Raw genomic sequence first — 20,453 nt, 5'->3', positions numbered from 1 at the left:
AAAACTTCTTAAAGCCGGGGGGCCACGATGCGTGTCGATCGCCGCATTGCCGGTGCAATGCAGTTGGCGCTTTCCCGAGAGGCCCGCCATGACCGTGTTCTGTCCTTCGATTCCGTTGCTGCGATGCAAGACGGCACGGCGCGCCCGCTTCGCGCCGTCCCGGTGCCGGGCATTCTGGCACGAAAGGCCGCCCGCATTGCGTGCGTTGCGCGCGCGCCGCGCGGGAGCGGCGCGATGAACCAAGTCGCCGCGCTCGTCCCGTTCGGCCTCGCGCTCAGCCTGGCCGGCGCCAACAGCATCGCCTGCCTCGCCGGCCTGTCGCTGATCGAACGGTTGATCCCCGTGCTGCCCTCCCACGTGCTGCTCGCGATGATCGGTGTCGCCGGTGCGCAAGGCGCATGGACACTGCCGGAAGCGATCGTCGTCACGGCGCTCGGCAGTTTCGCCGGCTGCCTCCTTCATTACGCGCTCGGCAATCTGTGGCCTGAAGACAGCGTGCTGGCCCTGCTGCGCCGCGTCGCGCCGCTGGGCAGGCTGCAGCCCGCCAGAATGGACGCGCTGATCGAAGGCATCCGCGCGCGGCCCACGCGGCTCGCACTCTGGTCGCAACTGGTGCCGTTCGTCCGGCTCGTCGCGCCGGCGCTCGCCGGATTGCTGCAAACGAGCTTCGCGCGCTTCGCGTCGGGGGCGGCGGCCGGCATCGCGCTCTGGAACACGTTGTTCATCACCGCCGGCTATCTCGCCGCGCAAGCGGCCGGCTAACCGCGCCTGTCATTGCCCCCGATCGATCCCGCCAGGAGCCTGTCGATGCGTATCCCCGAATGGATGCTGTTTCTGCGTACGTGGTTGCGCAATCCGCGCCGGGTCGGCGCACTTGCGCCGTCCGGCCCGGCGCTCGCCGCGCTGATCACCGCGCATGTCCCGCGCGAACGCGCGTCCGTGATCGAGCTCGGCGCCGGCACCGGCGTGTTCACACGTGCGCTGCTCGCGCGCGGCGTCGCGAGCGACCGGCTCGTGCTGGTGGAAGCCGATCCCGCGTTTGCCAACGCGCTGCGGCATCAGTTCCCCGCGTTGCGGATCATGCAGATGGATGCGGCCCAGCTCGGGATGACGGGTGACTTCTTCGGCGGGGAACGCGCGGATGCAATCGTGAGCGGGTTGCCGCTCGTCGCGATGCCGGTCGAGCAGGCCGTCGCGATCGTGCACTGCGCATTCGCGCGCCACCTGGCCGCCGGTGGCGCGTTCTATCAATTCACCTATGTGCCGCGCTGCCCGATTCCGGCACGCTGTCTGGAAGCCCTGCGCATTCGCGCCGTGCGGGTCGGTGTCGCGTGGATGAATTTTCCGCCGGCCGTCGTGTATCGATTCGAACGAAGCAGCGAGGCGGACGGCTGTCAGCGGCACAACGCACGGCCGCTTCGCGAAGCCGTTGCCGACGCCCCTGCCTTGCACGGTATCGACGCAAGCCGATCGTCCCGTATCTCCGCACCCGGACCGGGCCATACCGGTCCGGCAACAGGTAGAAGTTCGCCATCCTGAATGTGATCGGAGGTCGGTTGCGATTCCGCCCGCCATGACTTTCCTGCTTCTTTCCGGCGAACCGCGAAACGAGGCGCCGGTTCCCCGGCGCCTTTTCCGCGGCCCGCGTCGACGCTACTGGCGTGGCGCCGGCCGCAGCGAGGACAGCGCGATGCGTATCTGCCAGAACAACGGACGATAGTTGTCGTCCAGATACTCCTGCCCGGTGATCAGGCTGCCGTCCGGGCTGATCGCCAGCGTCGTATCCAGCCGCAGCCCGCCGCGCGATACGCCCGCGGCGTCCAGCAGCGCCGGCAGACTTCGCATGCCGACGCCCTGCGTCCAGATGAACGTTCTGACAGTGTCGCGTTCGGTGTTCCCCGACTGGCCCACCACGACGCTGCCGTCCGCATTGGCGTGTTCGGCATAGCTGTAGTTGTCGCCGTCGAGCATGCCGAGTTGTTCGATCGTGTTCCCGCCATTCAGCCAGCGGACCGCGACGGTGCCCTCCCTCTCGCCCCACGGCGACGGCAACGATCGCCCGGTCCCGGCATTCCCCACGACAGTTTGACCGTCGTCGCTTACGCTGATAGCCCGGTCCATGAGCGCAGGAGCCGAGGAAATGGCCGGCAGCAGCCGAACGCCCGAGCGCACCGTCCAGACGAAAGCGCGCGAGCCATAGACACCGCCCACATTCCCGACGCTTCCTGCCACTGCGTCGCCGGGTTGATTCATGTGAACCGCGCTCGCAGCGAAGTCCTCATCGGTGGTGATACGGTTGAAACCGCTGCGACTGTCCCACAGAAACAGCGCATTGTGCCCGTCGGTCGTCGTGTAGCTACCCGCGATGCGCGAGCCGTCGCGATTCATCACGCTGGCGTCGCTGAAATACCGCGTTGCCGTTGACGGTGCAATGGGTTGCACGCTGCCGTCCCCGGGCCAACGGACAGCCGATACCGCATCGTTGCCATACGGACCGGGCTGGGCGAGCGACCCTACGACAACGCGCCCGTCAGACGACACGGCATTGGCTCTTGACGAGCGTTCATCGGACGGTGAAGCCAGCCGTTGCCAGCCAGTCTGCGCCGACCATGAGAATGCACGCCCCGGTTCGGCCGGATTCGTGTAACTGGAGCAAGAACCGACGAAGGTCTTGCCGTCCGCACTGACGCCGCTGACCTGGTTCGTACGATCCCGCATCCCGCCGAGATCGCCGAGCCGGGTCAGCGATATTGCACCGGGCACTTGTGCTTGCGCGTGGCCGCCGGCGAGCATCAGCGCGATCGCGATCGATGTTGCCACCACCCGATACCGCGTTTGCATGTGCGTCTCCTCCCTGGACTGAAACCCGAATGGTCATCCACCATCGTCGGGTTACGACGCAAGCCGTATATCCGTTGCGCGAGCCGACGACGGTGTCGCCGTCGATATCAATAGATGAACAACCGGATCGTCGCCGTCGCGTCGAACCGCCCGATCTTCGGCGGTCCGAACGACTTCAGCACCGCGTCCATCAATACGCTCTGGTTCATGACGTTGGACGGGAATTGCGCGAGGTTGAACTGTTCGTTGAACGGAATCGCCTTGCCCTGGCTGTCCTCGATGCCGATCCCGAAATTGCTGTCCTTCGCGGGCACCAGCAAGCCGTTCTGCACCGGGAAGCTGGTTTCGAAGTACCCGTCAACACGTACCGCGACGTTGCATTTCTTCGTCAGCGACAGCGAAAACCGCTTGCGCGGTACCGCGGGCATGAAGCCGTTGCCCACCGCCTGCACCTGTCCGAAATTGACGATGCCCGGCTCGGGCGTCACAAGCACGTCGACGAAGCACGGCGTCGGCTTGAGATTACGCAGGCCGCTCAGGCGGTACTGGAAGCTCGGGTTGTATGCGTTCAGCCCGAACTCGCCGTCGAACTGAAATACCGTGTAGATGTCGCTCGGCGGCTGGACCCAGTTGCCCCGCTTGCGCACCACGACCTGGTAGTCGATGCTGATTCGCGTCTGCTCGCAACGCCCTCGATCGAAGTCGTACTTGCTGCACGGTGGCACGGAATACCCGGTGAACACCCCGCCGCCTCGGTTGCTGGTCTTGTCGAAATAATCGATACCCTTGTAACGGATGCCGATCTCGAGCCCCCAGGCGGCAGGATTCGTGCGATTCGGATTCGCGTAGAAATAGATGTTGTCGACGACTTTCAGGCTGCTGTCGTCACCCAGATCCTTGTAGCAATACCCCGACGTCGTTCGCACCGGCGACACCCAGATCACATAGCCGTCGGGCGCGTCGGTCGGATACGACGCAACGCCGCCGATCGGCTCGGTCAACGAAGTCGCGCCGCTGTTGGTCAGACAGCGCAGTGCCCATGCCGGCTGCACTGCCGCGACCAGCAACACAAGCACGATCCAGCGCAGCCAAGCGGCCGGCGATCCCTGGTGGCGCATACCGCCGCTCATTTCTTCACGCTCTTGCAAGCACCGGCCTCGCACGCATACTCGACCGCCACCTGGCCGCCGTAATCGTCGATATGCGTGACGAACAGCGTCGCCGGCGTCGCGGCCTTGAACGGCACGTCGGCCGTGCTCATCGGGCTCACCATCACCGGCTCGATCGGCACCGGCGTCTTCTGCGCGCCCGCGCTCACGTCGACCACCGTCACGTGGTACGGCGTCGGATTGTCGAACACCAGCTTGTGCGCGGCCGCATCCACCCGCAGCGTCATCGGCAACGTCCAGTCCTCGTCGCGCGTGGGCTGCACGGCCTTCGGCCGGTAGAACAGCTTCATCTGCGTGTGCAGTGCGATCTGCAGCGTGTTCGGCGTATCGGTTTTCGGCGGCACTTCGCGGATGTTCAGGTAGAACACCGATTCGCGATCGGCCGGCAGCTCGGTGCCCGGCAGCTTCGCGATCCGCAGCACGTTGCGCTCGTTCGCCTCGACGCGCTGCAGCGGCGGCACGACCATCAGCGGCGACGTGATCTTGTTGCCTTTCGTGTCCTCGAGCCACGACTGCACGAGATACGGATACGTCGTGCTCTTGTTCGTGATCGTGACGATCGCGGCCTGTTCGCCTTCGTTGAAAATCACGCGCGTGCGATCGGGCACGATCGCCGCGTGCGCGGCGCCCGCGAGCAGCGCGCCGGCGGTTGCGAGCACGCACCACGCGCGTCGCCGAAAAGAAACGGAGAAAGTGTTTTTCATCGCTGGATCCGTGAAATCATCGTTCGGCCCGCGCGGCCGCTGCATGCGACTCGCCAGGCGTCTGGCACGTCACCGGAATCGGCGTGCCTTCGAGTTGGAGCCGGTTCGGCAGTGTGTCGACCGTGCAGAGCGTACGTTCGCCCGCCCGCACCGCCAGCGTCGACTTCGGCTGAACCTGGGTCAGGAACGCCGCGCCGCCCTCGCCGACGATGCCGAGTTCCTTGCCGTTCGCCGCGTCCTGCACCGATGCACCGAACGGCAGCGGCTTGCCGGCCGCGTCGGTCAGCGTCAGGTACAGGTTGCTGCCGCGCGCGGCGGAAAACTTCACGAAGCCGATCGCGCCGTCGGTCAGCACCATGCGCTGGATCGGGTTCGTGACCTGCACTTCGAGCGGCAGCTTCTCGACGTTGACGGTCGCGTCGTACACGTTGTACGGCGAGATGCCGTCGAGCACCGCATAGCCGCGCGAATCGGTGTGCGTGAGCGAGCCGGACAGCGGCACGTCGGGCACGCCGTCGGTCGACACCAGCAGGCGCGTATCGCCCGCATTGCCGTTCGCATGCGCGGACACGCCGTACTGCGTCGCGACGAACGAGCCGTCGACTTCGAGCGAGGCGGCCGCGTAGGCGTTCGCGAGGGTCGACGCCTGCGCGGTGAGCTGGTACGCCGTCGTGCGCTGGCGGAAGCTCGCGTTCGCCGACGCGCGGCCGTCGGTTTCGCCCGCGTTGACCTGGTAGGTGCGGCCGGCCGGATCGTCGTAGATGTAGCCCGCGTTCACGCTCGTGCTGCCGCTGCCCGTCGTCAGGTTCGACGTGACGGTGTGGCGGCCGCCGATCGGCAACGTCGCGGTAACCGAGAACTGGTTGCCGCTCGCGCCGGCGCTCTGCGTGCGGAATGCCGACACGCTGACGTTCACGTTGCGCAGCGTGCCGATCGAGAATGCTCGCGTCAGCGTGAGGCCGACGCGCTGCTCGGACGAACGCGCCCAGTAGGTCGTCTGGTCGTACGAAAAATAGGTCGACGTGTCGCCGAAGCGCTTCGACATCGTCGCCGAATAGCGCTGCTTGCTGTTGGCGAGCCCGTACGCGGTCGGGTCGCCCGAGAATTGCGCGAAGTTCGTGTAGTCGCGTTCGGAAAAGCGATAGCCGAAGAAGCGCACGTCGGCGTCGAGTCCGTCGAAGTGCTTCGAATAGTTGATCCGATACGAGTTGCCGTTGCGCGTCGCGCCGTTCCACCACAGCCGTGCACGCGCATGCGTGACGTCGGCCGACACCGCGCCCAATGCACCGAAATCGCGGCCGACGCCGAGCGCGACCGACGTATAGCCCGACGCGGCGATGAAGCCGCCGTACGCGGTGATGTCGAACGGCAGGCCGTACGCGATTTCACCGAAACCGAAGAACGGCGTGATGCCGGCGCCGCCGAACAGGCGCGGCTTGCCGACCGCGGCCTTGTAGCGCAATTGCCCGGTGCGCGCGAGGAACGGCACGGCGGCCGTCGTCACCTGGAAGCGCTGCACGCTGCCGTCCTCTTCCTCGACCGCGACGTCGAGCGTGCCCTGCACGCTCGTGTTGATGTTCTGCAAAGCGAAGGCGCCCGGCGACACGCGTGTCACGTACAGCACGCGGCCCGCCTGCGACACGGTCACGGTTGCGTTGGTGCGCGCGACGCCCGCGATCAGCGGCGCATAGCCGCGCAACGAAGGCGGCAGCATGCGGTCGTCGCTGCGGATCGACGCGCCCGTCAGCGCGAACGTGTCGAAAATGTCGGAGGTCAGGTAGTCGTCGCCGAACGTTACCGTCGACTGGATCGACGGCAACGCGCGAAATGCATACAGCCGGCTGAAGCGGAACGTGCGATCCGCGTACGCCGTGTTGCCCACGTTCGATTGCGCCTGGTAGTCGCCGCGAAAGCGCCACGCATCCCAGTTCGCACCGACCGTCCCGTAGGCCTGGATCGAATTCGTCTGGCTACCGCCCGCGCCGAAGTTGCGGTTCGTGTTCGCGATCACGCGATAGTCGAGCATCGCCCCCGGAATCCCTTCGGACCAGCGCTCCGGCGGCAGGTAGGTCGAATCGGTGAACTCGAGCGCGGCCTGCGGAATCGTGATCTTGAGCCGTCCGTCGCTTTTCAGGTAACGCACGGTTGCGCCCTCGATCGCGCCGAGGTCGACGCAACGTCCGCCCTGGAAGCGCGGCAGGTCCTTCGCAAGCGCCGGCTTCAGCCCGAACTGCGCGACGAGTTCCGGCCGCAGGCACGGCTTGCCCGCGCCCGACGCATCGATCGCGATGAACTCGATCGATTGCAGCCCGTAGAACAGGTCGTTGACCTGCACGTCGAGCATGTACTCGCCCGGCAGCGTGAAGTCCGCCTCCGAGAACTGCGACAGATCGACATTGTTCGTGCCGTCGATGTTCAGGAACGACGAATTGAATTCCGTCGCATGGCTCTGGCTGCCGACGACCAGCACGGAGACGCAAAGGAAGGAATGTCTGATTCGCACGCGGCGCTACCGGAAGTCCGAGGAGAAGGGAAAACGGGAGGACGGAAGAAGGAGGGAGGGAAGCACGCATCCCTCCTCCGGTACGGGCGCTTACTGGTAGCGGACCGTGAAGTTCGCGACGCTGTCGGCGGTACCCGGCGTCACGCCGGCTGCCGTCGCTTCGTACATGGCTGCGAAGCGTGCGATGTTCGTGCCGTTTTGCAGCACGGTCGGTGCCTTCTGCTCGGCGCCGTTGTCGAGGTATTCGCCCGACGCTGCCTGCAGGCGGATGCCGACGTTGGTTGCCGAACCGATCGTGGCGAGCAGCTTCGGCTGGCCTGCGCTCGACGTGCCCGTGAACGTGAAGTACGCGTTCTTCGCGATGCTCGTGTCGCAGTCGGTCAGCTTGATGTCGAAGTTGGTCGGCGTGGACTTGTCGCCAGCCTGCTTGAACACGTTGGTCGGCACCTTGCCGAGGTTCACGGTCTGGTTGACCGAGCCCGAATCGATGCCGCATGCGCCCGCGACGATCTCGCCCGTGAAGTTGATCGTGCCGGTGCCCGCTGCGAAGGCCGAGGTGGACAGGGCCGCGAGTGCGACAGCGGTCAGGATGGTTTTTTTCATGACGTTTCCCGTTAAGGACTGCAAATGGAGTGGACGACGTGGCGGACACAAACGGCAGCGTGTGCTGGCTCCCGTCCGACACGAGGCGGCATTATCGAGATAATCGTGAAAGATTTCTGTAAATCATTGTCAAACGCTTCTGACAATGTTCGATTTACCCCTCTAAAACCGCATTCTTTCTTCATGATTTTCAATCGCGGATATTTTGTCCGCAGTCCTTTTTTATTTTCCGGAACCAATTGAAGATTAAGGGAATTTCTTGCCGATAACCATCGACACCTCTCCCTGCCTTGCCAGCACTGGCCCGGCAAAGATCCGTTACGCAAAAGACAAAATATTGTCCAACGCCGCCATCGTTGCCCGGCGACAACGCCCATATCAAATCATTTTCAACTGACAGGAAATTAAATGAGGCGTTTCTCCAATCTCTATTTACCGCGCAAACGATTGCGAAATGAATACAAACGTTTTACTGCGACACTTTGCCGCCCTCATTAATTCCAATTCATTGATTAATCCGATCTTCAATTCCCGATCGTGAATCTCACGCGGGCGCAGTCGCCGATACGAAATTTGCGAGCCTGAATGGCCGAGAGGAAATCACGAAGATGCGCGCACACGTTTGCGCCGGAGAGCGACACGACCGGTCGCCGGTCGCCGGTCGAGGGATGCGGGATGCCGCTTAGCGCGCACCGCCGCGAGAAAAAAAACATCTGGATGGTTCGCTGGACAGCGAAAGGAAGCGCCGAACATGATCGGCGATACGGCGGGCAGCACGACTGGTGAACCGGCGGCCGCACGTCGAATCGTGCGGCCGCCGTTACGTCACCCGATGCACTGCGGCGCCAGGCAACGCGGCGCGCATCACGCGGAAGCTGCGGCCTCCGCCGATGCCGGCGACCAGCCGCCGCCGAGCGCACGGTACAACGCGATCGCGTTCGCGAGCCTGAGCTGCTTGAGCCGGATCAGCTCCTGCCCCGACTCGTACGTACTGCGCTGCGCATCGAGCAGTTCGAGATAGGTCGCGACGCCGCCGGCATAACGGCGCTCCGCGAGCTTCAGCCGCGCGCCGTCCGCCGCATACACGTCCTGCTGCGCGGCAAGCTGGCGATCGATCCAGTCGCGCGCGGCGAATGCGTCGGCCACTTCGCGGAACGCCGTCTGCACGGTCTTTTCGTACTCGGCCACCGCGATGTGCTTGCGCGCGTTCGCGACATCGAGGTTCGCGCGATTGCGTCCGCCCGCGAAAATGGGCAGCGTGATGCGCGGCGCGAACGTCCACACGCTCGTGCCGGCCGCGAACAGGCTCGAGAACGCGTCGCTCACCGAACCGTAATCGGTCGTCAGCGCGATACGCGGAAAAAACGCCGCGCGCGCGGCGCCGATCTGCGCGTTCGCGGCCTTGAGCCGCGCTTCGGCCTGCCGGATGTCCGGCCGCCGTTCGAGCAATTCGCTCGGCGCGCCCGGCGCCACCGGTGCGATCGACAGCGCGTCGAGCGCGGTTGCGTCGTCGGGCACGTTGCGCGCGAAGTCGCCCGCCAGCAGCTGCAGCGCCCGTACCGCCTGCGCATGCTCGCGCTGCAGCGCGGCCTGCGATGCGCGCGCGGACGCCACCAGCATCTCGGCCGAACGCAGCTCGATCGCGTCGCTCGTGCCGGCCGCGTAGCGGCGCTGCGTGAGCGCGGCCATGCGCTCGCGCGCGTCGAGCGTACGCTGCGCCAGCGCAAGCTGCTCGTGCAGCGAACGCTCCGATACGTAGGCGCCCGCCACTTCCGAGATCACGCCGATGCGAACCGCGCGCTGCGCATCGGCCGTCGCGAAATATTCGGCCAGCGCGGCATCGGACAGGTTACGCACGCGGCCGAACAAATCGAGCTCGTATGCACTGATGCCGACGCCCGCGCGATACAGTCCGCTGATCGCGCTTTCGCGCACGACGGGATCGTACTGCCGCACGCGTTCATAGCCGAGATTCGCGTCGACCGACGGCATCAGGTCCGCGCGCTGCACGCCATACAGCGCACGTGCCTCCTCGAGGCGGCCGGCTGCGATCCGCAGGTCGCGGTTGTTCGCGAGCGCTGCGTCGATCCACGCCTGCAGCGCCGGATCGGTGAAATACGCATGCCAGTCGTCGAGCTGCGCGGCATCCTGCGCGGCAACCGGTTCGGCCGCTGGCGCCGTGCTGCCTTCAACCGGCGCATAAGTCGCCGGCACCGGCGCCGCCGGCCGCTCGTAACGCGGCGCGAGCGAGCATCCGGCGAGCGCGAGCGCGGCGGCCAGCGCGAGCTGAACCCGCAGCGCGGCGCGTGCATTCAGCGCAAACATCATTGCGAACCCTCCATCGTCGCCGGCTGCGCCCCGCCACGCCGGCGCGGGCCGACGTCGAACAGGCGGCCGACGATCACGAAAAACAGCGGGACGAGGAACACCGCGAGTACGGTCGCCGTGATCACGCCGCCGAGCACGCCGGTGCCGATCGCCATCTGCGCGCCCGACGCCGCACCCGACGCAAACGCGAGCGGCAGCACGCCGACACCGAACGCGAGCGACGTCATCACGATCGGCCGCAGCCGCAGGCGCGCGGCCTCGAGCGCGGCGTCGACGAGCGACATGCGCTGCGCAACGAGATCCTTCGCGACTTCGACGATCAGGATCGCGTTCTTCGCGGACAGCCCGATCGTCGCGATCAGCCCCACCTTGAAATAAATGTCGTTCGGCATCATCCGCAGCGTGACGCCGAGCACCGCGCCGATCACGCCGAGCGGGACGACCAGCATCACCGCGAACGGAATCGACCAGCTCTCGTAGAGCGCCGCGAGCGCGAGGAACACGACGAGCACCGACAGCGCGAACAGCATCGGCGCCTGCGCGCCCGACAGCCGCTCCTCGAACGATTGCCCCGACCACGCGAAGCCGATGCCGGCCGGCAGCTTCGCGGCGATCCGCTCCATCGCGGTCATCGCCTCGCCGCTGCTGTGGCCTGCCGCCGCCGAGCCGTTGATCGTGAACGACGGATAGCCGTTGTAGCGCGTGAGCTGCGGCGGCCCGAGCGTCCAGTGCAGTGTCGTGAACGCCGCGAGCGGCACCATCTCGCCGCGCGCGTTGCGCACGCGCAGCTTCTTCACGTCGTCCGGATCGAGCCGGTGCAGCCCGTCGGCCTGCACCATCACGCGCCGCACCTGCGTGCCGTGCATGAAGTCGCCGATATAGTCGGAGCCGAACATCACCGCGAGCGTCGTGTTGATCTCGTCCATCGATACGCCGAGCGCGGACGCCTTCGCGCGATCGATGTCGAGCTTCAGCTGCGGCGCGTCCTGCGTGCCTGCGAACATCAGGTCGGTGAGCGCGCGGTCCTTGCCGCCTGCCGCGAGCAGTTGCTCCCGCGCGGCGCTGAACGTCGCGTAGTCGAGCCCGCCGCGGTTCTGCAGCCGGAAGTCGAAGCCGCTCGACGAGCCGAGATCGGGCAGCGCCGGCGAGTTCATCGCGAACACCGTCGTGTTCGGCGTGCTCGCGAAGCGCTCGTTGATGCGCGCGACGATCGACTGCACGTGATCGCGCTCGGCCTTGCGCTCCTTCCAGTTCTTCAGCGTGACGAAGATCATCCCGCCGTTCGGCCCTTCGCCATACAGGTTGAAGCCGCCGAGCGCGAACGTATACGCGGCCGGTTCGTCCTTGCGGATATACGACTCGACCTCGCGCACGCTCTGCATCGTTTCCGCGAGCGGCGTGCCTTGCGGGCGGATCACCATCACCATGAAGTTGCCCTGGTCCTCGTCCGGCAGGAACGCGGTCGGCAGCTGCGTGAGCATCAATGCCGCGGCCGCGGTCAGCGCGCCGTACACGACCAGCCAGCGCACCGGCTTCTTCAGCATCGCGCCGACGCGCGTCGCATAGCGCTGCGTCGCACGTGCAACGAAGCGGTTGAACCAGCCGAAGAAGCCGCGCTTCTCGTGATGGTCGCCGTTCACGGGCTTGAGCAGCGTCGCGCACAGCGCGGGCGTCAGCGACAGCGCGAGGAACGCCGAGAAGCCGATCGACACCGCGAGCGACAGCGCGAACTGCCGGTAGATGTTGCCCACGGCCCCGCCGAAGAACGCCATCGGCACGAACACCGACGTCAGCACCACGGTGATCCCGATGATCGCGCCGCTGATCTGCTTCATCGCCTTGACGGTCGCGTCGTAGGGCCCCAGCCCCTCTTCGACCATCAGCCGCTCGACGTTCTCGACGACGACGATCGCATCGTCGACGAGGATGCCGATCGCGAGCACCATCCCGAACATCGTCAGCACGTTGATCGAGAAGCCCGCCGCATACATCACGCCGAAGGTGCCCGCGAGCGCGACCGGCACGACGAGCGTCGGAATCAGCGTCGCGCGCAGGTTCTGCATGAACAGGAACATCACGAGGAACACCAGCACGCCGGCCTCGATCAGCGTCGTGACGACCTTGTTCATCGATACGCGCACGAACGACGACGTCTCGTACGGGATCTGGTATTTCACGCCCGGCGGGAAGTACGCGGACAGCTCGTCCATCGTCGCGCGCACGCGCTTCTCGGTGGACACCGCGTTCGAGCCCGGTGCGAGCTTGATGCCCATGCCGGTCGCGACCTTGCCGTTCACGTACGACGGATAGTTGTAGTCGTTGCCGCCGAATTCGATCCGTGCGACGTCACGCAGGAACAGCGCGGAGCCGTCGGCCTGCGCGCGCAGCGCGATCGCGCCGAAATCGGCGGGCGTCTTCAGCGGCGCATCGGCGAACACGGTCGCCGCAATCGGCGCGCTGTCCGGCACCGCGCTGCGGCCGATATCGCCGATCGTCACGCGCGCGTTGTGCGCACGCACGGCCGATGCGATGTCCGATGCGGTGAGGCCGTGCCCGGCCATCTTCACCGGGTCGGGCCAGATCCGCATCGCATACTCGGCGCCCCAGAACTGCACCTTGCCGACCCCCTCGACGCGGCGCAGCGCCTGCACGACGTTCGCCGACGCATACTCGCCGAGCTGCACGGCGGTCATCCGGCCGTCCTCGGACGTCAGCGACACGACCAGCTGAATGTTGTCGGCGGCCTTCTCGACCTGGATGCCGTCGCGGCGCACCGGCTCGGGCAGGCGCGCGTCGACCGTCTTCAGCCGGTTCTGCACTTCGACGGCCGCGAGATCGGCGTTGACGCCCTGCTTGAACGTCAGGTACAGCGACGCCATCCCGGCGCTGCTCGTCGCGGACGTGTACATCAGCCCCGGCGCGCCGTTCATCTCGCGCTCGATCAGCGCGGTCACCGATTCCTCGACGACCTGCGCGGACGCGCCCGGGTACGTCGCATAGATGCTGACGACAGGCGGTGCGATGTCCGGGTACTGCGCCACGGGCAGCGCGCGGATCGCGAACATGCCGCCCAGCATGATGAAGATGGCGATCACCCACGCGAAGACGGGGCGATCGATAAAGAAACGTGCCATGTTGGTTTAACCGGTCAGGTTTGACGGGCGGCCGCCTGCGAAGCGGCTGCGGCCGGCGCCGCCTGCGACGGCGACGCCTTCTCGACGGGCTTGACGGCCGTATCGGGCGCGAACTGTGCGGCGTTGTCGACGATCACGCGCTCGCCGCCCGCGAGGCCGCGCGTGATGCGCCAGTCATGGCCGCTCATCTGGTCGGCCGTGACCTCGACGTCCTTGACCTTGCCGTTCGTGCCGACCACGCGCACCGACGTGCGGTCGGTCGTGCGCAGCAGCGCGTCGCGCGGCACGAGGATCGCCCGCTGGTCGACCGCCGTGTCGAGCGCGATCCGCACGTACGCGCCCGGCAGCAACTCGCGCTCCGGATTCGGGAACAGCGCGCGCATCGCGACGGTGTCGGTGGTCGGATCGACCGCGAGATCGCTGAACAGCAGCTTGCCCTTCAGCGGATACGCGGTGCCGTCGGCGCGCAGCAGCGTCACCGCGACGTCGTGCTGCGCGATGCCCGTCGCACGTCCGCTCTTCACTGCGCGGCGCAGCGCATCGACATCGGCGGCCGGCTGCGAGAAGTTCACGTAAATCGGATCGAGCTGTTCGACGGTCGTGAGCGGCGTCGCCTGGTCCTGGCCGACGAGTGCGCCTTCGGTCACGAGCGCGCGCCGTGCGCGGCCCGCGATCGGCGCGGTAACGGTCGCGTAGTCGAGTTGCAGCTGCGCACGCGCGAGCTCGGCCTTCGCGGACGAGACTTCGGCCTTCGCCTGCGTGTCGGCCGCGACGGCCTCGGTGTGGTCGCGTTCGCTCACCGCGCGATCGCGCACGAGATCGTCGTAACGGCGGCGCTTGTCGCTCGCCGCGAGCGCGGCGGCCTGCGCCTTCGCGAGCGCGCCCTGCGCGGCATCGCGTGCGGCCTTCAGCGGCGCGGGATCGATGCGGAACAGCACCGCGCCCTGCTTCACTTCCTGGCCTTCCTCGTAAGTCCGCGCGGTGACGATGCCCGCGACCCGCGCGCGCACCTCCGCCTGCCGGTACGCATCGAGCCGGCCCGGCAGCTCGACGGTCATCGGCACGGCTGTCGGGTGCACCGTCACGACGGTGGCCTGCTTCGCGGTCTCCGGCGCGGCGTCCTTGTCGCCCTTTCCACATCCGGCCAGGGCCAGCACGGCCGCCAACGCGAACGGCGCCAGACCGTGGCGCGACAGGGAGCGATTGTTATTCATATAGACCTCGGATCGTTCGCCGCCGATAAAATGCGGCGGCTCAGGGTGGCCGATTATAATCAGTCACGACTGATTAAATACATGCGGTTTCAATCTGACCGCGACACTGTCTCCATAAAACGACAGCGAACTGTAAGGAAATTCACGACATGGCCCGCAAGACCCGGGAAGAATCACTCGCCATCAAGCACCGGATCCTCGACGCCGCCGAGCTCGTGTTGCTCGAAAAAGGCGTCGCGCAAACCGCGATGGCGGACCTCGCCGAGGCGGCCGGAATGTCGCGAGGCGCCGTCTACGGCCACTACCGCAACAAGATGGAGGTGTGTCTTGCGATCTGCGACCGCGCGTTCGCGCGCACGTCGGAGGGTTTCGACGCGGGCGACGGGTTGCCGCCGCTCGCCACGCTGCGACGCGCCGCATCGCATTATCTGCAGGAATGCGGCGAGCCGGGCCCGATGCAGCGCGTGCTCGTGATTCTCTATACGAAGTGCGAGCAGAGCGAGGAGAACGGCGCGCTGCAGCGGCGCCGCATGCTGCTCGAACTGCAGATGCTGCGGATCACGAAGGCGCTCTTGCGCCGCGCGATCGCGGCCGGCGAGATCGCCGCCAATCTCGACGTGCACCTGGCCGCCGTCTATCTCGTGTCGCTGCTCGAAGGCGTGTTCGCGTCGATGATCTGGACCAACCGGCTGCGCGGCAACCTGTGGAACGACGCCGAAGCGATGCTCGACGCCGGCTTCGATACCGTCCGCACCTCCACCGCGCTGCACGTTCGCGCGCAAAAATTGCCAGACTGACGAAAAACGTCGTAACAAATGCTGATTTAACCCGATTTACCGCACTGCGAAACGAGTGAGCCGACCCCTTTTAAAATTTTTAACGTTTCGCGGAACATCGGTAGACTGACGCTGTCATCTTTCTTTAGCGTCTTCGTGATAACCGGGTTCGACCCGGTATGCACGCCGCCGTTCGAAGCGGGCCCGCCCCGTGTGTTGGGTCGAACGGAAACGACACAGGCCCCTGGCGGGGCCTGTTTTGTTGCACGCCCGCCACCCGCCCCGTCGCCGTTCGACGGATGAGCCGCCGGCGGCCCCTGCCCACACCCCTTTGAACCGCTTTCCTGGATGTGGACACCTTGGTCAACTCTGCCGCTACCCCTGCTTTCGCGCCCGGCCGCGCGCAGCGCGTCGTGCGCGCGCTCGTGCCGGCCGCCGTGCTCGGCGCCCTCGCCGCGTTCGGCCTTGCCGCCGCCCTGCCGGCCGTATCGCAACTGCCAGGCGCTGTCGACTCGGGCACGGCCGCGCTGCCGCAGCGCGTGCTGTCCGACACGCCGTTTCCCACCGCGCAGCATTTCGTGACGAGCGAACTCGCGCGCACGATCGGCGAGCGCAACGAACACGTCGATCGCAACGACCGCAGCCTGCAACCGGGCCTGTTCGCGCCGCTCAGCGCGCACCGCAACGACATGCTCGGCTATGCGAGCCTGTTCCAGTTCGCGGCGCCCGAGAACCAGCAAGGGATGCGTGCGGGCGACATCGAACTCACGCTGTCCGATACGCTGAACCGTCTCGACGTGCCGCCTGAAGTACGCATCCAGCTCGGCGATCTGGTGACCGGCAAGGTCGCCATGCGCGCGAGTGCGCAGCGCGGCGACTATTACCGCGTCGCGTTCGACACGAACGGCGGCACGCCGCGCCTCACCGCGCTCGAACTGCGCGTTGCCGGCCGCACCTTCGGCGCGATCTGGTTCCGCGCGCCGGGCGCCGAGCACGGCGCGTACTACGCGCTCGACGGCTCGCCGCTCGAAGCCGCCGCGTTCACGATGCCGGTCAAGTGGACGCGCATCAGCTCGTTCTTCGGCGAGCGCATCCATCCGTTGTCGCAGGCGATGGCGTTCCACACGGGCGTCGATCTCGCCGCGCCGAGCGGCACGCCCGTCGATGCGGCGGCCGACGGCGTCGTGTCGTTCGTCGGCACCGATCCGGGCGGCTACGGCCGCTACGTGATCGTCGATCACGCGGACGGATATTCGACCTACTACGCGCACCTGTCCGCGTTCGCTCGCGGCCTCAAGACCGGCGAAACCGTGAAGCAGGGCCAGCGGATCGGCTCGGTCGGGATGACGGGCGCCGCGACGGGCCCGCACCTGCATTTCGAGGTGCGCGTCGCGAACGATCCGGTCGATCCGCTCGTCACGCTCGCCAGCGCGCAGACGGCGCTGTCCGACATGCAACTCACCGCGTTCCGCCAGGAAGCCGCGCAATGGCGCTTCCGCCTCGCGTCGATCAGTACGGCGCCGTTTGCGTTCGCGCAGAACGACGGACCGCTGTGGGGCGACTTCGCCACCGACAAATCGACGCTGCGCGCAGTCTTCAACACGCACTACTCGGCGTCGTGACGCCCGCGTCGCCCGCCGCGGCCGCGGTGCGCCGTTACCGCGCGGGTTCGGTGTACTCGGCGGCCGCCTGCGCGGCGCGCTCCGCGCGCGGGCGGCGCGACAGCAGCCAGCGCGCGGCGCCGTCGAGTGACGTGCACAGCACCAGATAGATCACGGCAACGAACAGGAAGATCGGCGCCGGATACACCATCAGCCGGTTGTTCACCTGCGTCGCGACGAACGACAGTTCCGGCACGCCGACGATATACGCGAGCGACGTGTCCTTCACGAGCGCGACCCACTGGTTGACGAACGACGGCGTCATGATCCGGATCGCCTGCGGCAACAGCACGTAGCGCACCGTCTGCCAGCGCGTGAGCCCGAGCGACAGCCCCGCCTGCCATTGACCGTCGCCTGCCGCGACGATGCCCGCATGCACCGCATGCGCGAGATACGCACCGCCGATCAGCGCCAGTGCACACACGACCGTTGCGAGTCCCGGCACATCCATGTGCAGCAGCACCGGCATCAGGAAATACGTCCAGAAGATCAGCATCAGCACCGGAATCGCACGGAAGAAGCCGATGAACGCGAGCAGCAGCACGCGCACCGGCCCGCGCGCGAGCGCCATCGCAACGCCAAGCGCCACGCCGAGCACGGCCGACGCGATGGCTGACGCGATCGCCAGCACCAGCGACAGCGCGGCGCCGCCGAGCGGGCCTTCCGGGAACGCGCCGACGAGCAGGTACGGCAGATTGGAGAAGAGCAGCGAAAGATCCATCGTCAGCGACCCGCTCCGAGCCGGTCACGCCATTGCGTGGCGGCGTACGCACCGGCCTCGATCGCGGCCACCGCCGCGATGTACAGCAAGGTCGCGACGCCGAACGCGGCGAATGTCTTGAACGTCTCCGTCTCGACCTGCCGCGATGCATACGACAGCTCGGCCACGCCGATCGCCATCGCGAGCGACGAGTTCTTCACGAGATTCATGTATTGACCGAACAGCGGCGGCAACGCGATACGCACGGCCTGCGGCAGCACGACGTAACGCAGCGACTGCATCGGCGTGAGGCCGAGTGCGGCTGCCGCGTCATGTTGTGCCCGACGCACGCCGCGCAGGCCGGCTTCGCATTCCTCGGCGACGAACGCGGCCGTATAGGCACTCAAGCCGACCCAGCCCGCGACGAATTCGAACGACGGCCACGCGAGCGTGAACGGGCCCGCGCTCACGGCATGGCGCGCATTGAGCCACGCGATCCACGTGTCGGGCAGCAACGACGCGACGCCGAAATACCAGAACAGCAGTTGCACGAGCAACGGCGTGTTGCGAAATGCGACGACGTACGCGGCGGCGGTCGCGCGCGGGACGGTGCCGCGGGCGTGGCGCATGACCGCGAGCAACAGCCCGCCGGCCGTTGCGGCAACGGCCGACGCGGCCGCGAGGCCGAGCGTCAGCAGGAAGCCCTGCCAGAGCCAGGACAGATATTTGGGAGCCAACCCGAGCATGCTGGGGTGCGCGTGAGAAGCACGCGATCGGAAGAAAACGGAAAGCGCCGCGCAGCCGGTGTGCCGGCCCGTCGCGGCGCGCGTGCAGCGAAGATCAGGTCTTGTCGCCGATCCGGAAGATGCGCGTGAGCGGCGTCTTGGTCGTCGGCCCGAACCAGGCGTCGTAGATCTGCGTGGCGCGGCCGTTCGCCTCGAGCCCCTTCAGCGTGTCGTTGACGAAGCCGAGCAGGCGCGTCTCGCCCTTCGGCACGCCGACCCCCATGTAGTCGTTCGAGATCGTGAACGCCGGGATCTCGTAGTTCTGCTTGTCGGGCACGTTCGCCAGCAGGCCGATCAGCTTCGGGCCGTCCTGCGTGATCGCCTGCACGTTGCCGGCGCGCAGCGCGGCGAACGCGAACGGCGTGTCGTCATACGCGACGATCGTCGCCTTCGGGAATTTCTCGCGCAGCGTGATCTCGTTCGTTGTGCCCTTGTCCGCGCCGACGCGCAGGCCGTTCAGCTGCTCGGCCGATTTCAGCACGCCCTTCTTCGCGAGGAACTGCTGGCCCGACGAGAAGTACGGAATGCTGAAGTCGACCTGCTTCGCACGCTCGTCGGTGATCGTGAAGTTCGCGAGCACGAGATCGACCTTGCCGGACGTCAGGAACGGGATGCGGTTCGCGGGATTGGTCGGCTGCAGTTGCAGCTTCACGCCGAGCTTGTCGGCGAGCGCCTTCGCATAATCGACGTCGAGGCCGACGACGTGGTTGTTCTTCGCATCGACATAGCCGAACGGCGGGTTGCTGTCGAACGTCGCGACGCGCAGCACGCCGGCCTTCTTGATGTCGTCGAGCCGGTCCGCATGCGCGACGGTGCCGGCGGTAATGAGCGCAGCCCCGACGAGCCACGTAGCGAGAGTGTGGAATTTCATGAGCACGACCTGATTTGTTATGAAGGCCGCCGCGGATCGCGCGGCGGCCCGGTTCGAAGAACATCGCGACGGAGTGTGTCGTCGCGAAGCCGCTAACGTATCAGCGCGTGCAGCGAATCCGAACCAACAAATGGTGCTTTGCTCTGCGGGTTTCGTGATGAGCCGCGGCGGGCACGGGCGCGGCATCGCGCCGTGCCCTTCCCGCCATGCCCCGCTTCCTGACCTTTACCCGCCAAGCGCCGTCGCGGCCTCGTCGATCAGCGCGGCGACCGCCACCGGTTTCGATGCAAGCGACGCATGGCTCGCGTCGAGCGTGATGATCTTGCGCGCGTCCATCCGCGCCGACATCCGTTGCTGGTTCTCCGGCGCGATCATCCGGTCCTCGCTGGAGATCTGGTACCACGACGGTTTCGAGCGCCATGCGGGCGTGCCGATGGTGTCCGCGAACGTGCTCGCCAGCGGTGCCTTCTGCGTGACGGCCATCACGAGCGCTTCGTCTGACGATAGATCCTGGCAGAAGCTCTCGTGGAACTTGTCGGGCTTGAGCCACAGATAGCCGTCGCTGTCGGGCGCGAGATTCGGCGCCGCCACCGGCAGGTGTTCCTGCGTGATCCCGCCGGGGCTTTCGCCCGCGTCAGGCGCGAACGCGGCGATGAACACGAGGCCCGCGACATTCGGCAGGTTGCCGGCCTCGCTGATCACCGCGCCGCCGTAAGAATGGCCGACCAGCAGCACGGGGCCGGTCAGTTGAGCGACCATCTTGCGCGTGCGTTCGGCATCGTCGGCGAGCGACGTCAGCGGTACCTCGACCGCGTGCAGCGATGTATGGCCTTTTCGTGCGAGTTCGACGATTACTTTTGCCCAGTGCGCGGCGCCGCCCCAGAAGCCGTGCACGAGCACGATCGCGGGTTTGCTCATCGTGTATCTCCTTGACGTGGCATGTCATCGAACCGTCACCGGCCCGGCCGATCCGGACCGTCGCGCGGACACGCAGCAACCAGCATAGGCGAGCCGACGCGCGCCACCAACCCTGCCGGGGCCGGCGTGAGATGCAGCGCACAAAAAAAGACGCCCGCTGCACGCAGCGGGCGCGAATCCCAGTCAAGGAGGTGTCACACGAACTACAGGCCCAGATTAAGGAAATCGCCTGAAACGGACAACGAA

16 protein-coding genes are annotated in these 20,453 nt (G+C 66.5%); 4 read left to right on the top strand and 12 right to left on the bottom strand.

Going from position 1 to position 20,453, the window contains the following annotated elements:
* Positions 1–27: 27 nt before the first annotated feature.
* Positions 28–762 carry a DedA family protein gene (locus BLA15945_RS03350; protein ID WP_233464113.1) on the top strand — a complete coding sequence of 245 codons (735 nt, stop codon included), beginning with the start codon at positions 28–30 and terminating at the stop codon, positions 760–762.
* Between the two features lie 45 nt (positions 763–807).
* Positions 808–1,539, top strand: a complete 732-nt coding sequence (locus tag BLA15945_RS03345) for a class I SAM-dependent methyltransferase (protein ID WP_174991463.1) — start codon at positions 808–810, stop codon at positions 1,537–1,539.
* A 114-nt stretch (positions 1,540–1,653) separates the two neighbouring features.
* Here BLA15945_RS03345 and BLA15945_RS03340 read toward each other — a convergent pair whose 3' ends face one another.
* The 8 genes from BLA15945_RS03340 to BLA15945_RS03305 form a co-directional block, all read right to left on the bottom strand.
* Positions 1,654–2,841 carry a calcium-binding protein gene (locus BLA15945_RS03340; RefSeq protein WP_174991462.1) on the bottom strand — a complete coding sequence of 396 codons (1,188 nt, stop codon included), beginning with the start codon at positions 2,839–2,841 and terminating at the stop codon, positions 1,654–1,656.
* 107 nt (positions 2,842–2,948) lie between these two features.
* Positions 2,949–3,971: a fimbrial protein gene (locus BLA15945_RS03335; RefSeq protein WP_059234287.1), complete on the bottom strand. Its 1,023-nt coding sequence runs from the start codon at positions 3,969–3,971 to the stop codon at positions 2,949–2,951.
* The gene (locus tag BLA15945_RS03330; protein ID WP_174991461.1) at positions 3,968–4,714 is read right to left on the bottom strand and encodes a fimbrial biogenesis chaperone; all 747 of its coding nucleotides are present in this window, start codon (positions 4,712–4,714) and stop codon (positions 3,968–3,970) included. Before BLA15945_RS03330 ends, BLA15945_RS03335 begins: the two co-directional genes overlap by 4 nt.
* A gap of 16 nt (positions 4,715–4,730) precedes the next feature.
* Positions 4,731–7,217, bottom strand: coding sequence for a fimbria/pilus outer membrane usher protein (locus BLA15945_RS03325; protein ID WP_455550526.1), 2,487 nt, complete (start codon positions 7,215–7,217; stop codon positions 4,731–4,733).
* 90 nt (positions 7,218–7,307) lie between these two features.
* Positions 7,308–7,820, bottom strand: coding sequence for a fimbrial protein (locus BLA15945_RS03320; protein WP_059234292.1), 513 nt, complete (start codon positions 7,818–7,820; stop codon positions 7,308–7,310).
* Positions 7,821–8,684: 864 nt separating this feature from the next.
* Positions 8,685–10,145: an efflux transporter outer membrane subunit gene (locus tag BLA15945_RS03315; RefSeq protein ID WP_059236770.1), complete on the bottom strand. Its 1,461-nt coding sequence runs from the start codon at positions 10,143–10,145 to the stop codon at positions 8,685–8,687.
* Entirely contained in the window at positions 10,145–13,282 is a 3,138-nt protein-coding gene (locus BLA15945_RS03310) for a multidrug efflux RND transporter permease subunit (RefSeq protein ID WP_059234294.1), read from the bottom strand. Before BLA15945_RS03310 ends, BLA15945_RS03315 begins: the two co-directional genes overlap by 1 nt.
* Positions 13,283–13,296: 14 nt before the next feature.
* Entirely contained in the window at positions 13,297–14,496 is a 1,200-nt protein-coding gene (locus BLA15945_RS03305) for a MexX/AxyX family multidrug efflux RND transporter periplasmic adaptor subunit (protein ID WP_059234296.1), read from the bottom strand.
* A gap of 149 nt (positions 14,497–14,645) precedes the next feature.
* On the opposite strand from BLA15945_RS03305, the gene BLA15945_RS03300 reads away from it, so the two are divergent.
* Together BLA15945_RS03300 and BLA15945_RS03295 are read left to right on the top strand one after the other, a co-directional pair.
* Entirely contained in the window at positions 14,646–15,293 is a 648-nt protein-coding gene (locus BLA15945_RS03300; protein ID WP_174991460.1) for a TetR family transcriptional regulator, read from the top strand.
* 338 nt (positions 15,294–15,631) lie between these two features.
* Positions 15,632–16,894, top strand: coding sequence for a M23 family metallopeptidase (locus BLA15945_RS03295; protein WP_174991459.1), 1,263 nt, complete (start codon positions 15,632–15,634; stop codon positions 16,892–16,894).
* Between the two features lie 34 nt (positions 16,895–16,928).
* Here BLA15945_RS03295 and BLA15945_RS03290 read toward each other — a convergent pair whose 3' ends face one another.
* From BLA15945_RS03290 to BLA15945_RS03275, 4 genes are all read right to left on the bottom strand, one after another.
* Complete coding sequence (locus tag BLA15945_RS03290) at positions 16,929–17,654, bottom strand: amino acid ABC transporter permease (protein ID WP_174991458.1); 726 nt, start codon at positions 17,652–17,654, stop codon at positions 16,929–16,931.
* 2 nt (positions 17,655–17,656) lie between these two features.
* Entirely contained in the window at positions 17,657–18,379 is a 723-nt protein-coding gene (locus tag BLA15945_RS03285; protein ID WP_059234345.1) for an amino acid ABC transporter permease, read from the bottom strand.
* Between the two features lie 94 nt (positions 18,380–18,473).
* The gene (locus tag BLA15945_RS03280; RefSeq protein WP_059234347.1) at positions 18,474–19,289 is read right to left on the bottom strand and encodes an ABC transporter substrate-binding protein; all 816 of its coding nucleotides are present in this window, start codon (positions 19,287–19,289) and stop codon (positions 18,474–18,476) included.
* A 225-nt stretch (positions 19,290–19,514) separates the two neighbouring features.
* On the bottom strand, positions 19,515–20,207 hold the full coding sequence (locus BLA15945_RS03275; RefSeq protein WP_059234349.1) for an alpha/beta hydrolase: 693 nt from the start codon (positions 20,205–20,207) through the stop codon (positions 19,515–19,517).
* Between the last annotated feature and the right edge of the window lie 246 nt (positions 20,208–20,453).

The sequence above is a fragment of the Burkholderia arboris genome, assembly GCF_902499125.1.
Classification (GTDB): domain Bacteria; phylum Pseudomonadota; class Gammaproteobacteria; order Burkholderiales; family Burkholderiaceae; genus Burkholderia; species Burkholderia arboris.
This window is presented reverse-complemented; position numbering and strand designations above follow the sequence as displayed.

Bases quoted from the DNA above. Each gene is read 5' to 3' on its own strand.
- BLA15945_RS03350 (WP_233464113.1), top strand. From the start codon at position 28: ATGCGTGTCGATCGCCGCATTGCCGGTGCAATGCAGTTGGCGCTTTCC.
- BLA15945_RS03290 (WP_174991458.1), bottom strand. From the start codon at position 17,654: ATGGATCTTTCGCTGCTCTTCTCCAATCTGCCGTACCTGCTCGTCGGC.
- BLA15945_RS03320 (WP_059234292.1), bottom strand. From the start codon at position 7,820: ATGAAAAAAACCATCCTGACCGCTGTCGCACTCGCGGCCCTGTCCACC.
- BLA15945_RS03335 (WP_059234287.1), bottom strand. From the start codon at position 3,971: ATGAGCGGCGGTATGCGCCACCAGGGATCGCCGGCCGCTTGGCTGCGC.
- BLA15945_RS03280 (WP_059234347.1), bottom strand. From the start codon at position 19,289: ATGAAATTCCACACTCTCGCTACGTGGCTCGTCGGGGCTGCGCTCATT.
- BLA15945_RS03315 (WP_059236770.1), bottom strand. From the start codon at position 10,145: ATGTTTGCGCTGAATGCACGCGCCGCGCTGCGGGTTCAGCTCGCGCTG.
- BLA15945_RS03285 (WP_059234345.1), bottom strand. From the start codon at position 18,379: ATGCTCGGGTTGGCTCCCAAATATCTGTCCTGGCTCTGGCAGGGCTTC.
- BLA15945_RS03310 (WP_059234294.1), bottom strand. From the start codon at position 13,282: ATGGCACGTTTCTTTATCGATCGCCCCGTCTTCGCGTGGGTGATCGCC.
- BLA15945_RS03300 (WP_174991460.1), top strand. From the start codon at position 14,646: ATGGCCCGCAAGACCCGGGAAGAATCACTCGCCATCAAGCACCGGATC.
- BLA15945_RS03330 (WP_174991461.1), bottom strand. From the start codon at position 4,714: ATGAAAAACACTTTCTCCGTTTCTTTTCGGCGACGCGCGTGGTGCGTG.
- BLA15945_RS03275 (WP_059234349.1), bottom strand. From the start codon at position 20,207: ATGAGCAAACCCGCGATCGTGCTCGTGCACGGCTTCTGGGGCGGCGCC.
- BLA15945_RS03305 (WP_059234296.1), bottom strand. From the start codon at position 14,496: ATGAATAACAATCGCTCCCTGTCGCGCCACGGTCTGGCGCCGTTCGCG.
- BLA15945_RS03340 (WP_174991462.1), bottom strand. From the start codon at position 2,841: ATGCAAACGCGGTATCGGGTGGTGGCAACATCGATCGCGATCGCGCTG.
- BLA15945_RS03345 (WP_174991463.1), top strand. From the start codon at position 808: ATGCGTATCCCCGAATGGATGCTGTTTCTGCGTACGTGGTTGCGCAAT.